This window comes from Stutzerimonas tarimensis (genome assembly GCF_042648805.1).
GTDB lineage: Bacteria > Pseudomonadota > Gammaproteobacteria > Pseudomonadales > Pseudomonadaceae > Azomonas > Azomonas tarimensis.
Window position 1 is genome coordinate 1,314 of sequence record NZ_JBHRXZ010000017.1, and the last position, 16,956, is coordinate 18,269.

14 protein-coding genes and 1 pseudogene are annotated in these 16,956 nt (G+C 65.7%); 9 read left to right on the forward strand and 6 right to left on the reverse strand.

Annotated features, from left to right (window positions below; translation table 11 throughout):
- Positions 1 to 48 precede the first annotated feature (48 nt).
- Positions 49 to 838 (forward strand): annotated as a pseudogene (gene tnpC / locus ACFOMF_RS06880) (IS66 family transposase); the annotation flags it as partial.
- A gap of 57 nt (positions 839 to 895) precedes the next feature.
- Here tnpC and ACFOMF_RS06885 read toward each other — a convergent pair.
- Positions 896 to 1,204, reverse strand: coding sequence for a hypothetical protein (locus tag ACFOMF_RS06885; protein WP_386363617.1), 309 nt, complete (start codon positions 1,202 to 1,204; stop codon positions 896 to 898).
- Positions 1,205 to 1,380: 176 nt separating this feature from the next.
- A complete protein-coding gene (locus tag ACFOMF_RS06890; protein WP_386362763.1) occupies positions 1,381 to 2,685 on the reverse strand; it encodes a 2-hydroxycarboxylate transporter family protein in 1,305 nt (434 codons plus the stop codon).
- A 257-nt stretch (positions 2,686 to 2,942) separates the two neighbouring features.
- Here ACFOMF_RS06890 and dcuS point away from each other — a divergent pair, with 257 nt between their 5' ends.
- The 3 genes from dcuS to ACFOMF_RS06905 all read left to right on the forward strand — a co-directional run bounded on the left by dcuS (position 2,943) and on the right by ACFOMF_RS06905 (position 6,360).
- A complete protein-coding gene (dcuS, locus tag ACFOMF_RS06895; protein ID WP_386362765.1) occupies positions 2,943 to 4,541 on the forward strand; it encodes a DcuS/MalK family sensor histidine kinase in 1,599 nt (532 codons plus the stop codon).
- Positions 4,542 to 4,554: 13 nt separating this feature from the next.
- Positions 4,555 to 5,268, forward strand: coding sequence for a response regulator (locus ACFOMF_RS06900; RefSeq protein ID WP_386362768.1), 714 nt, complete (start codon positions 4,555 to 4,557; stop codon positions 5,266 to 5,268).
- A gap of 210 nt (positions 5,269 to 5,478) precedes the next feature.
- Positions 5,479 to 6,360, forward strand: a complete 882-nt coding sequence (locus ACFOMF_RS06905; protein ID WP_386362771.1) for a PA4780 family RIO1-like protein kinase — start codon at positions 5,479 to 5,481, stop codon at positions 6,358 to 6,360.
- A 139-nt stretch (positions 6,361 to 6,499) separates the two neighbouring features.
- Here ACFOMF_RS06905 and ACFOMF_RS06910 read toward each other — a convergent pair whose 3' ends face one another.
- Positions 6,500 to 6,901, reverse strand: coding sequence for a DUF4168 domain-containing protein (locus ACFOMF_RS06910; RefSeq protein ID WP_386362774.1), 402 nt, complete (start codon positions 6,899 to 6,901; stop codon positions 6,500 to 6,502).
- A gap of 149 nt (positions 6,902 to 7,050) precedes the next feature.
- On the opposite strand from ACFOMF_RS06910, the gene ACFOMF_RS06915 reads away from it, so the two are divergent.
- From ACFOMF_RS06915 to ACFOMF_RS06930, 4 genes are all read left to right on the forward strand, one after another.
- Positions 7,051 to 8,538 carry an ATP-binding protein gene (locus ACFOMF_RS06915; RefSeq protein WP_386362777.1) on the forward strand — a complete coding sequence of 496 codons (1,488 nt, stop codon included), beginning with the start codon at positions 7,051 to 7,053 and terminating at the stop codon, positions 8,536 to 8,538.
- Positions 8,525 to 9,910 carry a sigma-54-dependent transcriptional regulator gene (locus tag ACFOMF_RS06920; protein ID WP_386362780.1) on the forward strand — a complete coding sequence of 462 codons (1,386 nt, stop codon included), beginning with the start codon at positions 8,525 to 8,527 and terminating at the stop codon, positions 9,908 to 9,910. Before ACFOMF_RS06915 ends, ACFOMF_RS06920 begins: the two co-directional genes overlap by 14 nt.
- Before the next feature lie 64 nt (positions 9,911 to 9,974).
- A complete protein-coding gene (locus tag ACFOMF_RS06925; protein ID WP_386362783.1) occupies positions 9,975 to 10,349 on the forward strand; it encodes a hypothetical protein in 375 nt (124 codons plus the stop codon).
- Between the two features lie 164 nt (positions 10,350 to 10,513).
- Positions 10,514 to 12,691 carry a putative bifunctional diguanylate cyclase/phosphodiesterase gene (locus ACFOMF_RS06930; RefSeq protein ID WP_386363589.1) on the forward strand — a complete coding sequence of 726 codons (2,178 nt, stop codon included), beginning with the start codon at positions 10,514 to 10,516 and terminating at the stop codon, positions 12,689 to 12,691.
- 5 nt (positions 12,692 to 12,696) lie between these two features.
- Here the strand turns inward: ACFOMF_RS06930 and ACFOMF_RS06935 are convergent, their stop codons facing one another.
- The gene (locus tag ACFOMF_RS06935) at positions 12,697 to 13,761 is read right to left on the reverse strand and encodes an NAD(P)-dependent alcohol dehydrogenase (protein WP_386362786.1); all 1,065 of its coding nucleotides are present in this window, start codon (positions 13,759 to 13,761) and stop codon (positions 12,697 to 12,699) included.
- Between the two features lie 120 nt (positions 13,762 to 13,881).
- Positions 13,882 to 14,889: an SDR family oxidoreductase gene (locus tag ACFOMF_RS06940; protein WP_386362789.1), complete on the reverse strand. Its 1,008-nt coding sequence runs from the start codon at positions 14,887 to 14,889 to the stop codon at positions 13,882 to 13,884.
- A 163-nt stretch (positions 14,890 to 15,052) separates the two neighbouring features.
- Between ACFOMF_RS06940 and ACFOMF_RS06945 the strand changes: the two genes are divergently transcribed.
- Complete coding sequence (locus ACFOMF_RS06945; protein WP_386362792.1) at positions 15,053 to 16,018, forward strand: PfkB family carbohydrate kinase; 966 nt, start codon at positions 15,053 to 15,055, stop codon at positions 16,016 to 16,018.
- On the opposite strand, the gene ACFOMF_RS06950 is transcribed toward ACFOMF_RS06945, so the two are convergent.
- Entirely contained in the window at positions 16,015 to 16,944 is a 930-nt protein-coding gene (locus ACFOMF_RS06950; protein ID WP_386362795.1) for an AEC family transporter, read from the reverse strand. The two genes, ACFOMF_RS06945 and ACFOMF_RS06950, sit on opposite strands and share 4 nt — an antisense overlap.
- Positions 16,945 to 16,956 lie beyond the last annotated feature (12 nt).

Below are 16,956 nucleotides of genomic sequence, written 5' to 3' on the forward strand. Positions count from 1 at the left end.
ATCCATATCCGCAAGACCTACGCCTGCAAGGTCTGCGAAGCTGCGCCGATCACCGCCGACAAGCCGGCACAACTGATCGAGAAGAGCCTGGCCAGCCCCAGCGTGCTAGCGATGTTGCTGACCACCAAGTACGCCGACGGCATCCCGCTGTACCGCTTCGAGAAGATGCTCAGCCGCCACGGCGTCGACATCCCGCGCCAAACCCTGGCGCGCTGGGTGATCCAGAGTGGCGAGCAACTGCAACCGCTGCTCAATCTGATGCGCGACAAGCTGCTGGAGCACCCGGTGCTGCACTGCGACGAAACGCGCCTGCAGGTGCTGCATGAACCGGGACGCGATCCCACTGCGCAGTCTTGGATGTGGGTGCAAAGCGGTGGGCCGCCGGACAAGCCGGTGATCCTCTTCGACTACAGCACCAGCCGCGCGCAGGACGTGCCGCTGCGCCTGCTCGATGGCTACCGTGGCTACCTGATGACCGACGACTACGCCGGCTACAACGCCGTGGCCGCGCAAGAGGGCATCGAACGTCTGGGCTGCTGGGCGCATGCGCGGCGCAAGTTCGTCGAGGCGCAGAAGGTGCAGCCCAAGGGCAAGACCGGCCGGGCAGACGGCCCTGGGCAAGGCGGTGACTTACCTGGCCAGCAACTGGAGCCGCCTGGTGCGCTACGTCGAAGGTGGGCACCTGCCCATCGACAACAACCGCGCCGAGAACGCCATCCGCCCGTTCGTCATCGGCCGCAAGAACTGGTTGTTCAGTGACACCCCCAAAGGTGCCACCGCCAGCGCGCAAATCTACAGCCTGATCGAAACCGCCAAGGCCAACGGGCAGGAGCCTTATGCCTGGCTGCGCCACATCCTCGAATGCCTGCCGTTGTCGGGGGGTGCGCTGAGTTGCTTAGTATCGCCCTTGCAGCAGCGGGTTGGGTGCGGCCTCGCCCGGGCGGGAACAGATGGCGTCGGATACCGCCGGGCCCATCACGCCGATGGTACCGGTGACGTAGCAGTTGTATCGGGTGCCGGATGGAGTGGATGCGCTGTAAGTCGTTTTCACGCCGCTGTCTCGTCGATCGGCAATCACCAGTTGGTCGGCGTCGATGCCCAGAGCGAAGGCGGTGTTCTGGAGGATCTGATCGTCGGAGACGGCCATCGAGGCGCAGCCGGCAACGGCGAGTAGCGGCAGAAGGATGAATGCATTCCTGTGCATAGTGAAGCTCCCTGAGTGTCGTTCGGTATCCGAGGCGCGGCGCGCTCGGGCTGGCATTATCGCCGGCCCGGCTGGCAAGGGACCGGGCCTGGGTCACAGGGTTGGGCTTGCGTGCTTTCCGCAAAGGTCGCGCTGGGCCCCTTCGGGCCTGCACACGCCTTGGCCCGGCTCCGCACTCACACAAAGAACATCGGCACCACCACGCTCGAAATCAGCAGGATCAGCGCACCGCCGAGGCGTGAGGAGATCTGCGCGAAGGGCATCAGCGACATGCGCCGGGCGGCGGAGAGCACGGCGACGTCGCCGGTGCCGCCCATGTTGGCCATGCACAGGCCGGCGGTGATCGCCGATTCGATGGGGTAGAAGCCCACCAGGCGGCCCACCAGGCCCGCGCCAAAGGCTGCGCCGGCGACCACGGCAAAGACGATCAGCACGTAGGTCAGCGACATGGCGTCGATCACCTGGCCGAGGTCGGTAAAGGCAATGCCGATGCCGAACAGCAGGGCGAAGGTCCAGTTGCGGGCGACGAAGCGGAACCACTGGGAGGCGGCGTCGCTGATCGACTCGGGCATCAGGTGAGTGACCTTAAGCGCGGCCACCAGCACGATCATCAGGGCGTAGGGGTGCAGCGGCAGGAACGCCCCTAGAATCTGTCCGGCGACAAAGAAGGTCAGCGCCGCCGCCAGGCCCACGCCCAGGCCAGGCAGGGTGATGGGGGTGTCCTTTTCGCTGACGTCGACCCCCGGCATCATCTGGCCATTGCCGGTCAGGCTCGGGAAGCGCTTGCCCAGGCCGTTGAGCAGGCCGGCGATGATGATCGCGAAGACATTGCCCAGCGCCAGAGCCGGCACCAGGATGGAAATGTAGTAGCTTGCCGGCTGGCCCAGCAGTTGCTCATAGATCTGGCTCATGGGTACCGCGCCGGCGCCCATACCGCCGCCCATGATCGGCATGGCGATGACCACCACCGCATCCTGCGCGGAGAAGCCGAGCAGCGAGCCCACCAGCATGGCGAACAGCGCGGCGAACAGTACCGAGCAGAGCAGCGGCAGGGCGTAGCGCGAGCCGACCTTGACCAGCACCTTGGAGTTCATGCCGAGAATGCTGCCGGTGATCAGCGCGGCGATATAGAAGTCGAGAAAGCCGCCGCCCTTCATGAAGGTGGCGATATCGTTGACCACAGGCGTGGGAAGCCAGCCGAGGTACACCAGGGTGGCCGATCCGAACAGGGCCAGGATCGCGCCGCCGCCGAGGTAGGTGCGGATGATCGGCAGGCGGTCGCCGACGAAGCCCATCAGTTCGCCCAGCAGCATCATGACCAGCAGGGCGCCGATCATGCCGGTGGGCAAGGTGTCGGTGGCGATCGCTGCCACCATGACGGCCAGCGCGATGAAGAACAGCGGCAAGGGCAGGTTGAAGATGCGCTGTGACAGCAGCGAGGATGTTTGGGGCAGGGCAATACCGGCGTCGGTCCGACTCATTGTTGTCTCCTTCGGACGTGCAAGCCTGGCGCTGCACATGCGGGTGATTATTGTAAGAATCGCCTGGCGGCGAGGCACGGCCGGACAACCGTGCCAGGCGAGCATAAGGGCAGGGCGGGCAACGCCTAGGTTTGGGCAAATTAACAAAGCATTAACAAACTAAAGAAAGTGCGGGCGAGCTTGACCGCCCCGTGTGTGGCCCGCTGCAATCCTCTGGCGTTGCGGCTGTTCCGTCCGCCTGCCCTGGAGACACGACCTTGTCTGGCTTGCGCCTGAATACACTGATCTCGCTGCTGGTGGCGTTCATGGTGGTGTTGTCGCTGGGTCTTGCCCTGTGGCTGTTCAATGCCCAGCTGCGCCAGACCCTGGAGCAGACCCAGGCGTCGCGGGTCACCGGGCTGGCGCAGACGCTGGCCGGTAGCCTCGATGTGCGCCAGGCGCTGCGCGCGGCCGAGACCGATTTTCGCCTGGACAACTCGCTGCAGCAGCAAATCGATGCCTTGCGCCGGCAGCTGGGCGTCGACTTCATCGTGGTGATGGATGCACAGGCTCGGCGCCTGACCCACCCCGAGCCTCAGCTTATAGGCCAGCGCTTTCGTGGCGATGACGAAGGCCCGGCGCTGGCCGGCGAGGCCTATGCCTCCCGCGCCGAGGGCAGCCTGGGCATCAGCATTCGCGGCTTCGCCCCGGCGCGCGACGAGGCGGGTGAGGTGATCGGTGCGGTGGTAGTGGGGGTCACCCTGGCCTCGCTGGCGCCCCTGCTGACCGAGAACCGGCGCGACGTGGTGCTTGGCGTGCTGCTGCTGATGGTCATCGCAGCGCTGGGGGCACAGCTGCTGGCGCGCTACGTCAAACGGGTGCTGCTGGGCCTGGAGCCCCACCAGATCACCCGGCTGATGCAGGAACGTCAGGCCATGCTCGCCTCGGTGCATGAGGGCATCATTGCGGTCGACGATCAGGCCCGCATAACCCTGGTCAATCCGGCCGCGGAGGCGTTGTTGACCCGCGCCGGCCTGGGTCCGCCGCCGCTGGGCCGCCCGATCGCCGAGTACCTGCCACAGAGCGGCCTGCCCGAGGTGTTGGGCAGCGGCCGCGAGCAACTGGACCGGGAATTCAACCTCAATCGCCAAGTGGTGCTGACCAACCGTGCGCCCATCCGCCATCACGGCCGGGTAGTCGGTGCCATTGCCACCTTTCGCGACAAGAGCGAGGTGAACGTGCTGGCCGAACAGCTGACCGGGGTCAGCCGCTATGCCGAGGCCTTGCGCGCGGCGACTCATGAGTTCAAGAACAAGTTGCACGTGCTGCTGGGGCTGGCGCAATTGGGTGAACTGGACGCCCTGCGCGCCTATCTTCGTGATCTGGCCGATCACCAACTGACACCCGCCACATCGCTGGTGGAAGGCATTGGCGAACCGGTGCTGGCGGGCTTTCTGCTGGGCAAGCAGAGCGAGGCTCGCGAGCGCGACATTCAACTGGACGTCGAGGCTGAACGGGCGATCCCGGCTCCGGCCGACCCGTCGATGGTCCACGCGCTGGTGACTGTTCTCGGCAACCTGCTGGAGAACGCTTTCGAGGCCGTGGCCGAGCGGGACCCGCGGCGGGTCTGCCTGACGCTGGATTTCGACGAGGCGCAGTTGTCGCTGCATGTGCAGGACAGCGGCGACGGCATCGCCGATACCATCCGCGAGCGACTGTTCGAGCCGGGCGTATCCACCAAGGGTGCCCAGCGCGGCATCGGCCTGGCGGCGGTGCGCGAGCAGGTCGATGCCCGGGGCGGCAGCCTGTCGGTGTATTCCGAGGCGGGGCGCGGGACCCTGTTCGAGGTTGAGTTACCCTATCCGGTAGCCGAGTGAAAAGGTGAGCCTGATGCGCGTACTGATTGTCGAGGATGACCCCATGGTCATGCGCCTGAACGTGGAATACCTCGGCCGCCTGGATCGCATGCAGCTCGTTGCCCGTTGCGACAGCGTGCCCGCGGCGCTCGACGTGCTGGCGCGCGAGCCGGTCGATTTGGTGCTGCTCGACGTCTACCTGCGCAACCGGTCGGGGCTTGAGGTGCTGCGCCATCTACGCGAACGGGCGCTGGACGTCGACGTGGTGCTGATCACCGCCGCCTCGGAAATCACGACGGTCAGGGCGACGCAACAGCTCGGTGCCCGTGATTATCTGGTCAAGCCGTTCACCTTCGAGCGTTTTCGCGATGCCCTGGAAACCTGCCGTCTGGCGCGCCAGGCATTGGCCCGGCTGCCGGAGCAACTGGGGCAGGGCGAAATAGACCGGCTGTTCGGGCCTGCCGTCGATGCCGAGCCGCGCCGCCCTGGGGACCTGCCCAAGGGCCTCACGGTCCCCTCGCTGGCCCAAGTGGCCCGGGCCATCCTGACGCTGGAGGGCGACGCCTTCACCAGCGAAACCCTGATCCCCACTACAGGCCTGTCCCGCGTCTCGGTGCGCAAATACCTCAAGCACCTCACCGATAGCGGCATGCTCAGTGAGTCCTTTCACTACGGCCAGATCGGCCGTCCCTCCTTCACCTATCGCTGCCGGGATCGGCAAGCGCTGGTAGGACTGACGCAGCTCTAGCGTGACCGCCTCAGAAACTCGACAACATGCGTGCTTCCGGCAAGGACGAGGCCATCGCGCTGGCCCGCCGATCAAGCTCACCCGGTCTGTCACCGCCCACCTGCCTCCGGAACCGTGCTCCGGCAGCCCGCCATCCGGCAACCGTGGTGCTGTCGGCAGCTTGCCGTTACTCTTGTAGACCGATCTCAGCCAAGGCGTATCGCCCGTTCCATGAAAACCCCCAAACGACTCCTGCCACTGGTCGAGGATGGCCTGATCGACGAGGTGTTGCGTCCGCTGATGAGCGGCAAGGAAGCAGCCGTTTACGTGGTGCGCTGCGGCGACCAGGTGCGGTGCGCCAAGGTGTACAAGGAAGCCAACCAGCGCAGTTTTCGCCAGGCGGTGGAGTACCGGGAGGGGCGCAAGACGCGCAATAGTCGCGATGCCCGGGCGATGGCTCGTGGCAGCCGGCATGGGCGCAAGGAGCAGGAAGACGCCTGGCAGAACGCCGAGGTGGGTGCCCTGTTCAGGTTGGCCCAGGCGGGTGTCCGGGTACCTCAGCCGTACGACTATCAGGATGGCGTACTGCTGATGGAGCTGATCGAGGACGGCGATGGCGATGTGGCGCCGCGGCTCAATGACGTCGACCTGCTGCCAGAGGACGCCCGCGAATTCCACGCGTTCATGATCAGCGAGATCGTCAAGATGCTGTGTGCCGGCCTGGTACATGGCGACCTGTCCGAATTCAATGTGCTGGTCGACGGACAGGGACCGGTGATCATCGACCTGCCCCAGGCGGTGGACGCTGCCGGCAACAATCACGCCTATCGCCTGTTCGAGCGCGACGTACAGAACATGGCCGCGTATTTTGGCCAATATGCGCCAGAGCTTCGCTTCACCCGTTATGCCCCCGAGATCTGGGCACTCTATGAACAGGGCAAGCTGACCCCCGAAAGCCGCCTCAGTGGTGAGTTCGCCGACCCGGATGATCCTGCCGACGTGGCCGCGGTGATGCGCGAGATCAAGGCCGCCCTGGCTGACGAGGCGCGCCGCGAGGCGGCGCGCAATCCGAACGCGGATGACGAGGAGCCGTCTCCGCCCTGGATGAAGTGAGGACGCTGCGCCAGCCGGCCGGTGGAATCCCAGTCACGAGCAGGCCCGCGCGGCCAGGACGAATTCATGCTCCCGGGACTAGGGCCTGAACGAGAAAGGCCCCGCCTAGCGGGGCCCTTGGGGCGTTCGCGGCGGTGAATCAGTCCAACATCGCGATGACGCGGTCACGCAGGTCCGGATCGGTCTGCAGTGCCTGGCTGATAGCGTTGTATTCCTCGACGCTCATGCCGTTGTCCTCGACCGCGGTCATCATCTCCTGCTGCGCCTGCTGCTGCAGTTCACGTGCTTCCTCGACGTCGCTGGTGTCTTCGAGGCGGGCGGTGAAGTCTTCGCGAATCTCCACGATTTCACCGAGGGATTCTGCATAACGCTCCAGTTGCTCGTCGCTGAAGTTCTGTGCCATCGGCGCAGCGCCAGTGGCCGGCGCGCCCTGGGTGGCCGGCGCCTGGGCCTGGGCCTGTGCCTGGGCGAGCGGAGCGCCGAGGGCGAGAACAGCGGCGAACAGACCGGCGAAGGCGAGGCGGGCGTTGTGCTTGATCATTTGTCATTCCTGTTTCGTTAGAGTCGCCTTGCTCTAAGCAGCTGCCGTGCCAGGTATTCGATTTTTAAACAAACCATTGATCTGGAAGCTTTTTGCCGTTTCGTCGAGGCGCGCTGGCCGGGATAGACAGGGTCTTGTATTGTGCCGTTATGACACATGTATCAGATTGGCCGCCTGGCGCGAGCCTGCGCGGCGCCTTGGTGCTGAAGGTGGTGGTGCCGCTGCTGGCGCTCATGTTGGCCTTCAGTTATCTCCTATTGTGGACGGTCGAGCGCAACAGCGAGCGACGTTTGCAGGCCGAGGTCGAGCTTACCGCCCGTGCAGTCCGCCTGCCGCTTGGTGACAGCCTGGCGCGCAACCAGAGCCATGACCTGCAGCAGCTGCTGCAGTCGGTACTTGGCGTCGGCCGGGTGTATGGCGCATACGTCTACGACCGCGACGGCAAGCTTGTGGCCTATGCCGGCGCCATCGAGCCCGATCAGGACGAGGCGGCGATCCAGGAGCTCACCGCCGAGGGCGAACAGACCGGCGAATACCAGCGGATCAAGGGGCGCGAGGTGTACTCCTACTTCGTGCCGCTGGAGGGGGTTGGCGGACGCATCAACGGTCTGCTGCAGGTGACCCGTCGCTGGAGCGACTTCGAACGGGACATTCGGCAGCTGCGGCTGATCGCCGGCGGGCTCAGCGGCTTGCTGGCAGGTGTGGCGATTTTGGTGATCCTGTTCGGCCATCGCTCGGCGGTGGGCAAGCATCTGCAACGGCTCACGGCAAGCATGGAGCGGGTCGCGTCCGGGGATCGGGCGCATCGCGTCACCTTGAGCGGGCCGCGCGAGATCCTGGTGCTTGGCAAGGCACTGAACCAGATGCTCGACAGCATTGCCGAGGCCGAGCGGCAGATGGCCGAGCAAAAGAGCCGCGAGCTGGATCTGCAGGCACGCCTGCGGCAGAGCCAGCAGTTGGCTGCGGTGGGCAGGCTGGCAGCCGGGGTAGCGCACGAGCTGGGCAGCCCGCTGAGTGTCATCGATGGCAAGGCGCAGCGCATCCTGCGCAGCGACCGTCTGGAGGCACCGCAGCGGCAGTCGGTACAGCAGATCCGCGGCCAGGTGGACCGGCTCAGTGGCATCGTTCGCCAGTTGCTGGACTTCGGCCGCGCGGCCGGTCAGCCGGCCCGTCTCATCGGCGCCGAGGTGCTGGCGCGCTCGGCAGCCGCGGCGGTTGCTGATGAGCTCGAGCGGTATCGGGTGCGGCTGAGCCTGGAGGCCCCCGCCGAGCCGCTGTCCTGCCGGGTCGATCCGGCCCGTTTCGAGCAGGCGCTGACCAATCTGCTGCGTAACGCCGCCCAGGCCAGCCCTGGCGGGCAGGTGGCGCTGCGCTGGTGGTGCGAGGGCAATCGCTTGCTGTTCCAGGTCGAGGATGATGGTCCGGGAGTGCCGGAAGAGCATCGCGCGGCGCTCTTCGAGCCGTTCTTCACCACCAAGCCGGTGGGCGAGGGCAGTGGGCTGGGCCTGGCGGTCGCGCATGGCGTCGTCGCTGAATATGGCGGACGTATCGAACTGGTCCAGGGCCGCTTGCCGGGCGCAGCGTTTCGCCTCGGGCTGCCGCTGATTACAGAGGAGGAGCGGGATGCCGAGGGATGAAGAGCGGGTGCTGGTGGTCGAGGACGACGAGAGTCTGCGCCAGTTGCTGGTGGAGGAGCTGGCCGACCGTGGCCTGGAGGTGCGCGGGGTGGCCTCGGCGGAAAAGGCGGCGGCCCTGCTCGAGCGCTGGGAGCCGGCGCTGGTAATCAGCGACCTGCGTCTGCCGGGAGCCGATGGCATGGCCCTGCTGCGCCGGGTCAAGGCAATGCAGGCGGCTCCGGCCTTTCTGGTGATCACCGCCTTTGGCAGCATCCAGCAGGCGGTGGCGGCGCTGAAGGAGGGCGCCGACGAGTTTCTCACCAAGCCGCTCGACCTGGAGCACTTCGGTCTGGCCGTCGGGCGGGCGATGGAAACCCGTCGGCTGCGTGACGAGGTCAAACGCTTCCAGCAGTTGCTGAGCGACGACCGTTTCCACGGCATGCTCGGCCGCAGCCGGGTGATGCGGGGTCTGTTCGACCAGATCCGCCAGCTGGCACGGGCCGCCGGGCCGGTGCTGGTGATTGGCGAAAGCGGCACCGGCAAGGAGCTCGTTGCCCGCGCGGTGCATGCCGAAAGCGACCGGGCGGGGGCACCCTTCCTGGCGATCAATTGTGCGGGGTTGCCGGCCGAGTTGCTCGAAAGCGAGTTCTTCGGTCATGTCGCCGGGGCTTTCACTGGCGCCAGCCGGGCCCACAAGGGGCTGTTCCAGCAGGCCGATGGCGGGACCCTGTTTCTCGACGAAATCGGCGAAATGCCCATGCCGTTGCAGGCCAAGCTGTTGCGCGTGCTGCAGGAGGGCACGATTCGCCCGGTGGGGGCCGAGCGCGAGCTGACAGTCGATGTCCGCATCATCGCCGCCAGCAATCGTCCGCTGGAAACCGCGGCCGGGCGCGAGGCGTTTCGCGAGGATCTGTTCTTTCGCCTGGAAACCTTCATCCTGCAGGTGCCGCCCCTGCGCGACCGCGAGGAGGATCTGGAACTGCTGGCGGCGGGCTTTGTCGCCCGCTTCGGCGCCAGCAGCGGCCGTTCGATCCGCGGGCTGTCGCGTGGCGCGCTCGAGCAGCTGCGCCGCTACCCCTTTCCCGGCAACGTGCGCGAGCTGCAGAACGCGATCGAGCGGGCAGTCACCTTCTGCCACGGACGCACCATCGAGCTCGAACATCTACCGACGCGCATCGCCCAATACAAGGACGAAGCGGTCAAAGGCGCCACGGACGAATTGCTGACGCAACTGAGTGACGGCCCGTTGCTGCCGACCCTGGAAGAGCTGGAGCTGCGCTACATCGAGCATGTGCTCAGGCTGGTGGATGGCAACAAGCGCCGTGCGGCGGCCTTGCTGGGCATCGGCCGGCGCACCCTCTACCGCCGCCTCGGCGAACAGGACGAGGGTTAGGTGGTCTGGCGTCCGCCCCGGTCGCAGGGCAGACTGGCGGCTTTCGCATCAGGGGGGTCGAACCATGCTCAGGGATCGCGCAAAGAAGGCGCTGCAGAAAAAGGCCAGAAAGGGCTTCAAGGGTTATCCGGCCGCCAGTGTAGCCTTCTACGGGCCGACTGACCGGCTGGCCACCAAGATGGTGGTCGGCATCTTGCCCAGCGAGTTCGCTCCCGCAGAGCCCATGCGCAAATGGTATCGCGACCATGACCTTCGCCAGGATGCGGCTGCGCTGGCCGAAGCGCTGGCCTTCATTGGCGAGAATGGTGCGCTTGGCTCGGTGATCATGCCGGAACGGATCATCGGTTGTCCCCACGAGGAAGGCACCGACTACCCCGAGGGCGAGCATTGCCCGAGCTGTACGTTCTGGGTCGGCCGGAACCGCTTCGCCGGGTTGTGACGCCACCCGCTCGGCGCCACCACGACAGGGAGGCAGGTACGCGCAGGATTGCCGCAGGTCAGTAGAGCCCTACACTACTCATGGTCATATGGCGTTATGACATTACGATGTGTAGAGTCGCCTCCGCTTACAGGGAGGTAACGCCCAAGGACTGTCTGGTGCCCATGTTCGATCGCTCTCTCGCCTCGCTTTCAGGCCTGTTCCGCCACCTGCCGGGTTGCTGGCTGGTCCTGGCTTGCGCGCTTCTGCTGCTCGCCGCCTGGCTGGCACCGAGCGAGTGGCACGCCTGGTCCGGCTGGTTTCCGCTGTGGTTGCATCTTGTGGTCGAGGTTTTCACCACTACCTTGGCCGGGCTGGTGTTTGCAGTGACCTGGCACAGTCATCGTGAGGGGCAGTCGCTGCGGATCCTGGCGCTGGGCTGTGCCTTCCTCGGTATCGGGCTGGTGGGCCTGCTGCATGCGCTGTCCTATCCGGGCATGCCCGATCTGGTGACCCCCGCCTCGACGGAGAAGGGCATCAATTTCTGGCTGGTCACCCGCCTGCTGCTGGCGCTGGCATTGCTGGGGCTGGCTTTCCTGCCGTCCTGCAGCGCTTGCCGCAAGCCGTCGCGGCTGCTGTTGCTGGGTGGTGTGCTCGGCTTCGTGGTGGTCGCCAGTTATCTTGGTCTGGCGGCCCCGGAACGGTGGCCAAGAACGTTCGTCCAAGGTGTCGGGCTCACCCGGTCCAAGATCGACCTGGAATGGTTCTTCATCGGCTTGATGCTGCTCGCAGCCCTTGGCTTCTGGCGCGAGCGTCGCAACGACCTGCCGTTCGACCCGAGGGGTCTGCTCGCCGCGACGCTGTTGCTGGTGCTGGCCGGGCTGTGCTTTACCCGTTATACCCAGGTGCACGGCCTCTACAGCCTGCTCGGCCACCTGTTCAACCTGCTCGCCTTTGCGCTGATCTATCGGGTGGTATTCGTCAGCTGCGTGAACATGCCCTACCGCCGTTTGGAAGCAGAAATCCAGGAACGCCTGGCCGCCGAACGACGGATCGAACAGATCTCCTTCTATGACGCCCTGACTGGCCTGCCCAGCCGAGCACTGCTGCGGGATCGCACCATGGAGGCCTTGGCCAGCGCGCCCGATGACCGTACCCAGGTGGCCCTGCTGTTTCTCGACCTCGATCATTTCAAGATGATCAACGATGCCCTCGGTCATGCCCAGGGCGACCGTCTGCTCTGCGAACTGTCGTGTCTGCTGGTGGACGCGGTGCCCACCACGGCGACGGTCTGTCGGGTTGGCGGCGACGAGTTCGCCGTCCTGCTGCCTGGGCTGCCGGAGCCAGAATTCGCCGCTGTGGTGGTGGAGCGGGTGATGGAGCAACTGGCTACGCCGCAATGGGTTGGCCAGCGCGACATCCTTTCCTCGGCCTCCGTCGGCGTGGCCATCTCCCCAGGCGATGGCGAGGATTTCGAGACGCTGGTATGCAATGCGGAGACCGCCATGTATACCGCCAAGAAGGCGGGGCGCAATGCCTGGCGTTTCTACAACCCGGCGATGAACGCTACGGCGAGCGAGCGCCTCGAGCTGACCAACGGGCTGCGCTGTGCCCTCGAGCAGGATCAACTGGAGCTCTACTACCAGTTGCAGGTCGATCTCTTCAGCGGCCAGGTGATCGGTGCCGAGGCGCTGCTGCGCTGGCACCACCCCCAGTGGGGCCTGGTATCCCCCGCGCGGTTCATCCCGATTGCCGAGGAGAGTGGTCTGATCGTGCCGATCGGTGCCTGGATTCTCCAGCAGGCGTGTCACCAGGCGGCCCAATGGCAGGCAGAGGGCCTTGGCATTCCGGTGGTGGCGGTGAACATCTCCGCGCTGCAACTTCAGGACAGCGCGCTCGCCAAGACCGTGCGCGCTGCGCTCGACCAAGCCGGCCTGGCGCCGTCAGCGCTGGAACTGGAGTTGACCGAGTCGGGCCTGATCCAGGACAGCGAACAGGTACGTGCCACCGTCGACCAGCTCAAGGGACTGGGCGTGGGCCTGGCGATCGACGATTTCGGTACCGGTTATTCCTGTCTGGCCTACCTGCGCCGGTTGGCGGTGGACGTGGTGAAGATCGACCAGTCGTTCGTGCGCGACCTGAACAGCAGTGCCGACGGCAGCGCCATTGTCACCGCGATCATCCAGATGGCCCGTTCGCTTGGGCTGGAGGTGCTGGCCGAAGGGGTCGAGGACGAGGAAACCGCCGAAGCCCTGCGTCAGCTGGGGTGTTGCCAGGCCCAGGGATATCTGTATGCCAGGCCGATGCCTGCCTCGGCCCTGCCGGCCAGGCTCGCCGAGCGGCGGGCGGCCGGCGCGGTCTAGACCGTTCAGGCAGCCTGTTCGCCCGAGAGACTGGCCATGTCGATCACGAAGCGGTACTTCACATCGCTCCTGAGCATGCGCTCGTAAGCCTCGTTGATGTCCTGTATGGCGATCATCTCGATTTCCGAGACGATGCCGTGCTCGGCACAGAAGTCGAGCATCTCCTGGGTTTCGGCGATACCACCGATGAGCGAGCCGGCGAGGCTGCGCCGCCGCATCAGCAGGTTGAACACATTGGGCGACGGGTGAGCGGTTGCCGGTGCGCCCACCAGTGTCATGGTGCCGTCGAGCTTGAGCAGGGTGAGAAAGGCGTCCAGATCATGCGGGGCTGCCACTGTGTTGAGGATGAAGTCGAAGCTGTCGCGCTGCGCCGCCATCTGCTCGGGGTCGCGCGACACCACCACCGCATCGGCACCCAGCGCCAGGCCGTCCTTCACCTTTTCCGGCGAGGTGGTGAACAGCACCACTTCGGCGCCCATGGCATGGGCGATCTTGACCCCCATGTGGCCAAGCCCGCCCAGCCCCACCACGCCGACCTTCTTGCCTGGCCCGGCGCCCCACTTGCGCAGCGGGGAGTAGGTGGTGATGCCCGCGCAGAGCAGCGGCGCCACGGCAGCCAGGTTGTCGCTGTGGCTGATCTTCAGCACGTAGCGCTCGTCCACCACAATGTGGTCGGAATATCCGCCCTGGGTGTTTTCGCTACCGCCGTACAGTGAACCGTTGTAGGTGCCGATGAAGCCTTGGTCGCAGTACTGCTCATGCCCTTGTCCGCACGACGGGCACTCACGACAGCTGTCGACCATGCAGCCCACGCCGACGGTGTCGCCTACCTGGAACTTGCCGACCTGATCACCCACCGCCACCACCTTGCCGACTATTTCGTGGCCTGGCACCGAGGGATACAGGGTGTTGTTCCATTCGTTGCGGGCGGTATGCAGATCCGAATGACAGACGCCGCAGTAGAGAATGTCGATGCGCACGTCCTGCGGGCCAGGCTCGCGGCGGTCGAAACGAAAGGGTGCTAGAGGTTCGGAAGCGGACTGCGCGGCATAGCCCAGAGCATCAGACATGTGGTTGTTCCTCGTTGGGTCTTGGAGTAAATCGGTAGCGTGCATGATGCGCCTCCGGGTGGGGCGGAGGCGAGTCCCCTCCGCGGACGAGGGCATCAGGGCGCCGCCTCGGCCTTGCTGCTAGCGCCGCCGGGTCATCAACGAGGCGAGGGTCAGCGCGCCGAGCATCACCGCGGCGGTTGTGGCCACCGGATGCTGGCTGGCGCGGGTGTAGAGGCTGGTTTTCATGGTCCGCCCCGGATAGTTGCCGCTCACCAGCCCGTCGATGGCATTGCCCACGTCGGCGTTGTGCAGGGCGCCCTGCGGGTCGCTGTCGGGCTTGCCACTCTGCAGTTTGTCATAGATGAAGGTGCGCTTGATCCAGTCGGTGAGGCCGGGCGCATGCTGGGCGAGTCGGGTGAGAAACTTGGTGTTGCCGATGTAGACGTCGCGCTGCGGATGCTCGGCGGCATAGAGGATTGCCTGGGCCACCACCTCCGGCGCATACACCGGTGGCGGAAAGATCGGGGCGCTGGGCAGCCTGTTCTTGGAGTGATCCATGAACAGGGTGTCGGTGGAGGAAGGCCGCACCAGGGTCACTGAAATCGGCGCCTGGCTTTTCTGCAATTCGACGCGCATCACTTCGGTCAAGGCCTTGATGGCGTGCTTGCTGGCACTGTAGGTGGCATGGAACGGCAACGCGACCGCCGATTCCAGGCTGCCGATGTTGATGATGGCACCGCCCTTTTCACGCAGGTGCGCCATGGCGATGGTCGAACCGTAGAGGGTGCCCCAGTAGTTTGTCTGCATGACCCGGTGGTGGTCTTCGTCGTCCACCTCGTCGAGGCGACCCCAGACCGAGGCGCCGGCATTGTTGATCCAGGTGTCGAAGCCGCCGAAACGGTCGAGGGTATCGCTGGCGACGCGATCGAGCTCCTCGCGCTTGCCGACGTCGGCAACGACATACATCAACCGGTCACCGGCGTCGAGCTGGCGTTGTATATCCGCCAACGCTTCTTCGTTGCGAGCCACCAGCACCACCCGGGCGCCGGCTTCGACGGCCATTCTGGCGGTTGCCAGGCCGATGCCGCTGGAGGCTCCGGTAATCACGATCACCTGTTCTCGCAGGGGTTTGAGAGTGAGGTTCATGGTGCCTCCGCTGGCGCAAATGGTTACCGAACGTAGAAGCGGACAGGGCTCAGGGGTTCCCGGCACGAGACGGATGGTGCGAGCGGGCCGGTGGCTGTCGAGGGACGAACCCCGCGCAGGGATTCCGGTCACCTTGAATAACCGATCAAGGAGAACTGCCACCATGCCACGTCGAACCCTAGTGTCGCTGGGTAGCGTCAACGCGGATTTCCAGGTGCGGGTGGACGCCCCTGCCGGTAGCCAGGAGACCCTGCTGGCGCACCAGTTCCGCCGCTTCGCCGGCGGCAAGGCGGGCAACGCCGCCTTTCTCGGCGCGCGTTTCGGCCATCGCAGTCTGTTGCTCGGGCGGGTGGGTGACGACGCCCTGGCCGAGCAGGCGCTGGCGCCGTTGCGTGACGCGGGGGTAGAGGTCGCGGTGGAGTCGGTACCTGGAAGGTCCACCGGCGTGTCCATGATCACGGTGCCGCCGGACGCGAAAAAGCACATCGTGCTGGCCACCAACGCCAATGACGACTGGGCAGTGCCGGGGATAGAAGCCATGGCTGGGGTGTTCGACGGCATCACCGGGCCCGCCTGCCTGGTAGTCAATTACGAGGTGCCGGCGATCGTCGTACGCCGTGCCGTCCAGATGGCCTGTCGCCAGGGATGGTCAGTGGTTCTTGATCCCTCGTTTCCCGACCGGGTAGAGCGCGACTTGTTGCCGAGCCTGACGGCCATCGTGCCCAACGTGGCCGAAGCCGAAGCTCTGGTGGGCTTCGCCGTGGCCTCGCTTGACGATGCTGCGCGCGCGGCCCTTGCGCTGCAGAGCGAGGGCGTGTCCATCGCCTGCGTGAAATTGTCGGACGGGGGCTGCGTGCTGGCCGGCGATGCTGGGCTATGGCACCTGCCTGGAGGCCACCTGAAACCGGTGGACACCACCGGTGCAGGAGATGGGTTCACCGGGGCAATGGCCATCGCCCTGCTGGAGGGCAGGCCGCCTCTGGAGGCTGCTGCCTGGGGCGTTGCCACGGCCCAGCACGCGGTTACCGCATACGGCTCCCAGGCTGCCTATCCAGATCGCGCCAGGGTCGAGGCAAGCGCCGGCGAGCTGCTTGATCGGGCCGTCCCGCTGGAGCGTCCCGCGTGCTAGAAACCCAGCAGATAGAGGCAGGCGGACAGCGTCAGCAGGCCGCCCAGGGTGGAGAGCAGAATGACCCGGGCTGCCAGCGCGGCGCCGCGGTCATAGTATTCGGCGAGCATGAAGGGGCCGGTGCCGGTGGGCAAGGCGCTGAGCAGCAGCGCGGCGCTGGCCCAGAGGGTCGGCAGTTGGAACACGCGAAAGGCAAAGAAGGCGGTGATGGCGGGCTGGACGATGAGCTTGAGTCCCACCAGTGGCCAGGCGGCCGCCTGCCCGCCGCGCTGCTCGCGCGCCAGGAACAGTCCCAGCGAGACCAGCGCACAGGGCACCGTGGCGGCGCCGAGCAGCGTCAGAACCTGGCCGACCGGTTTCGGCATTGGCGCACCGCTAAAGGACCAGGCCAGCCCCAGCAGTGGCGACACCACCATGGGGTTTCGCGCCAGTGCCTTGACCACCGTAATCAGGGTGCGCAGCGGCGATTGCCCGGCGTTCAGGCCGGTTTCCAGGCAGGCGATGGCCAGCGCGAAGAGCACGCAGACCACGATCAGGCTGGCCACCAGCGCCGGTTGCAGGCCCTCGTCACCAAACAGCAACAGGCACAGCGGGATACCCATGTATCCTGTATTGGCATAGGAGGCGCTCAGGGCATCGACGCTTGCGTCAGCCAGGCTGCGGGTCTGCCAGAAGCGATAGAACAGGGTCAGCAGGAACACGCCGATACAACCGGCAGTGAACGCCGCAACGAACTCCGGCTGCCAAAGCTGCTCCCAATCGGAACCGGCGGTCACGTTGATCAGCATCGCGGGCAGGCCGAACCAGACGACGAAACGGTTGAGCTCGCTGGCGGCGGTGGGACCGAGGCGGCCGGTCCGTCGGCCCAGGTAGCCGAGCAGGATGAGGACGAAAATCGGCAGGATGATCTCTAAGACAGCGGTCATGCGGACATTCCA

What these genes read in the sequence shown, in the direction of transcription:
- ACFOMF_RS06930 (WP_386363589.1), top strand. Translation starts at nt 10,514, where the DNA reads ATGTTCGATCGCTCTCTCGCCTCGCTTTCAGGCCTGTTCCGCCACCTG.
- ACFOMF_RS06885 (WP_386363617.1), bottom strand. Translation starts at nt 1,204, where the DNA reads ATGCACAGGAATGCATTCATCCTTCTGCCGCTACTCGCCGTTGCCGGC.
- ACFOMF_RS06915 (WP_386362777.1), top strand. Translation starts at nt 7,051, where the DNA reads ATGACACATGTATCAGATTGGCCGCCTGGCGCGAGCCTGCGCGGCGCC.
- ACFOMF_RS06910 (WP_386362774.1), bottom strand. Translation starts at nt 6,901, where the DNA reads ATGATCAAGCACAACGCCCGCCTCGCCTTCGCCGGTCTGTTCGCCGCT.
- ACFOMF_RS06935 (WP_386362786.1), bottom strand. Translation starts at nt 13,761, where the DNA reads ATGTCTGATGCTCTGGGCTATGCCGCGCAGTCCGCTTCCGAACCTCTA.
- ACFOMF_RS06890 (WP_386362763.1), bottom strand. Translation starts at nt 2,685, where the DNA reads ATGAGTCGGACCGACGCCGGTATTGCCCTGCCCCAAACATCCTCGCTG.
- ACFOMF_RS06900 (WP_386362768.1), top strand. Translation starts at nt 4,555, where the DNA reads ATGCGCGTACTGATTGTCGAGGATGACCCCATGGTCATGCGCCTGAAC.
- ACFOMF_RS06905 (WP_386362771.1), top strand. Translation starts at nt 5,479, where the DNA reads ATGAAAACCCCCAAACGACTCCTGCCACTGGTCGAGGATGGCCTGATC.
- ACFOMF_RS06920 (WP_386362780.1), top strand. Translation starts at nt 8,525, where the DNA reads ATGCCGAGGGATGAAGAGCGGGTGCTGGTGGTCGAGGACGACGAGAGT.
- ACFOMF_RS06925 (WP_386362783.1), top strand. Translation starts at nt 9,975, where the DNA reads ATGCTCAGGGATCGCGCAAAGAAGGCGCTGCAGAAAAAGGCCAGAAAG.
- ACFOMF_RS06950 (WP_386362795.1), bottom strand. Translation starts at nt 16,944, where the DNA reads ATGACCGCTGTCTTAGAGATCATCCTGCCGATTTTCGTCCTCATCCTG.
- ACFOMF_RS06945 (WP_386362792.1), top strand. Translation starts at nt 15,053, where the DNA reads ATGCCACGTCGAACCCTAGTGTCGCTGGGTAGCGTCAACGCGGATTTC.
- ACFOMF_RS06940 (WP_386362789.1), bottom strand. Translation starts at nt 14,889, where the DNA reads ATGAACCTCACTCTCAAACCCCTGCGAGAACAGGTGATCGTGATTACC.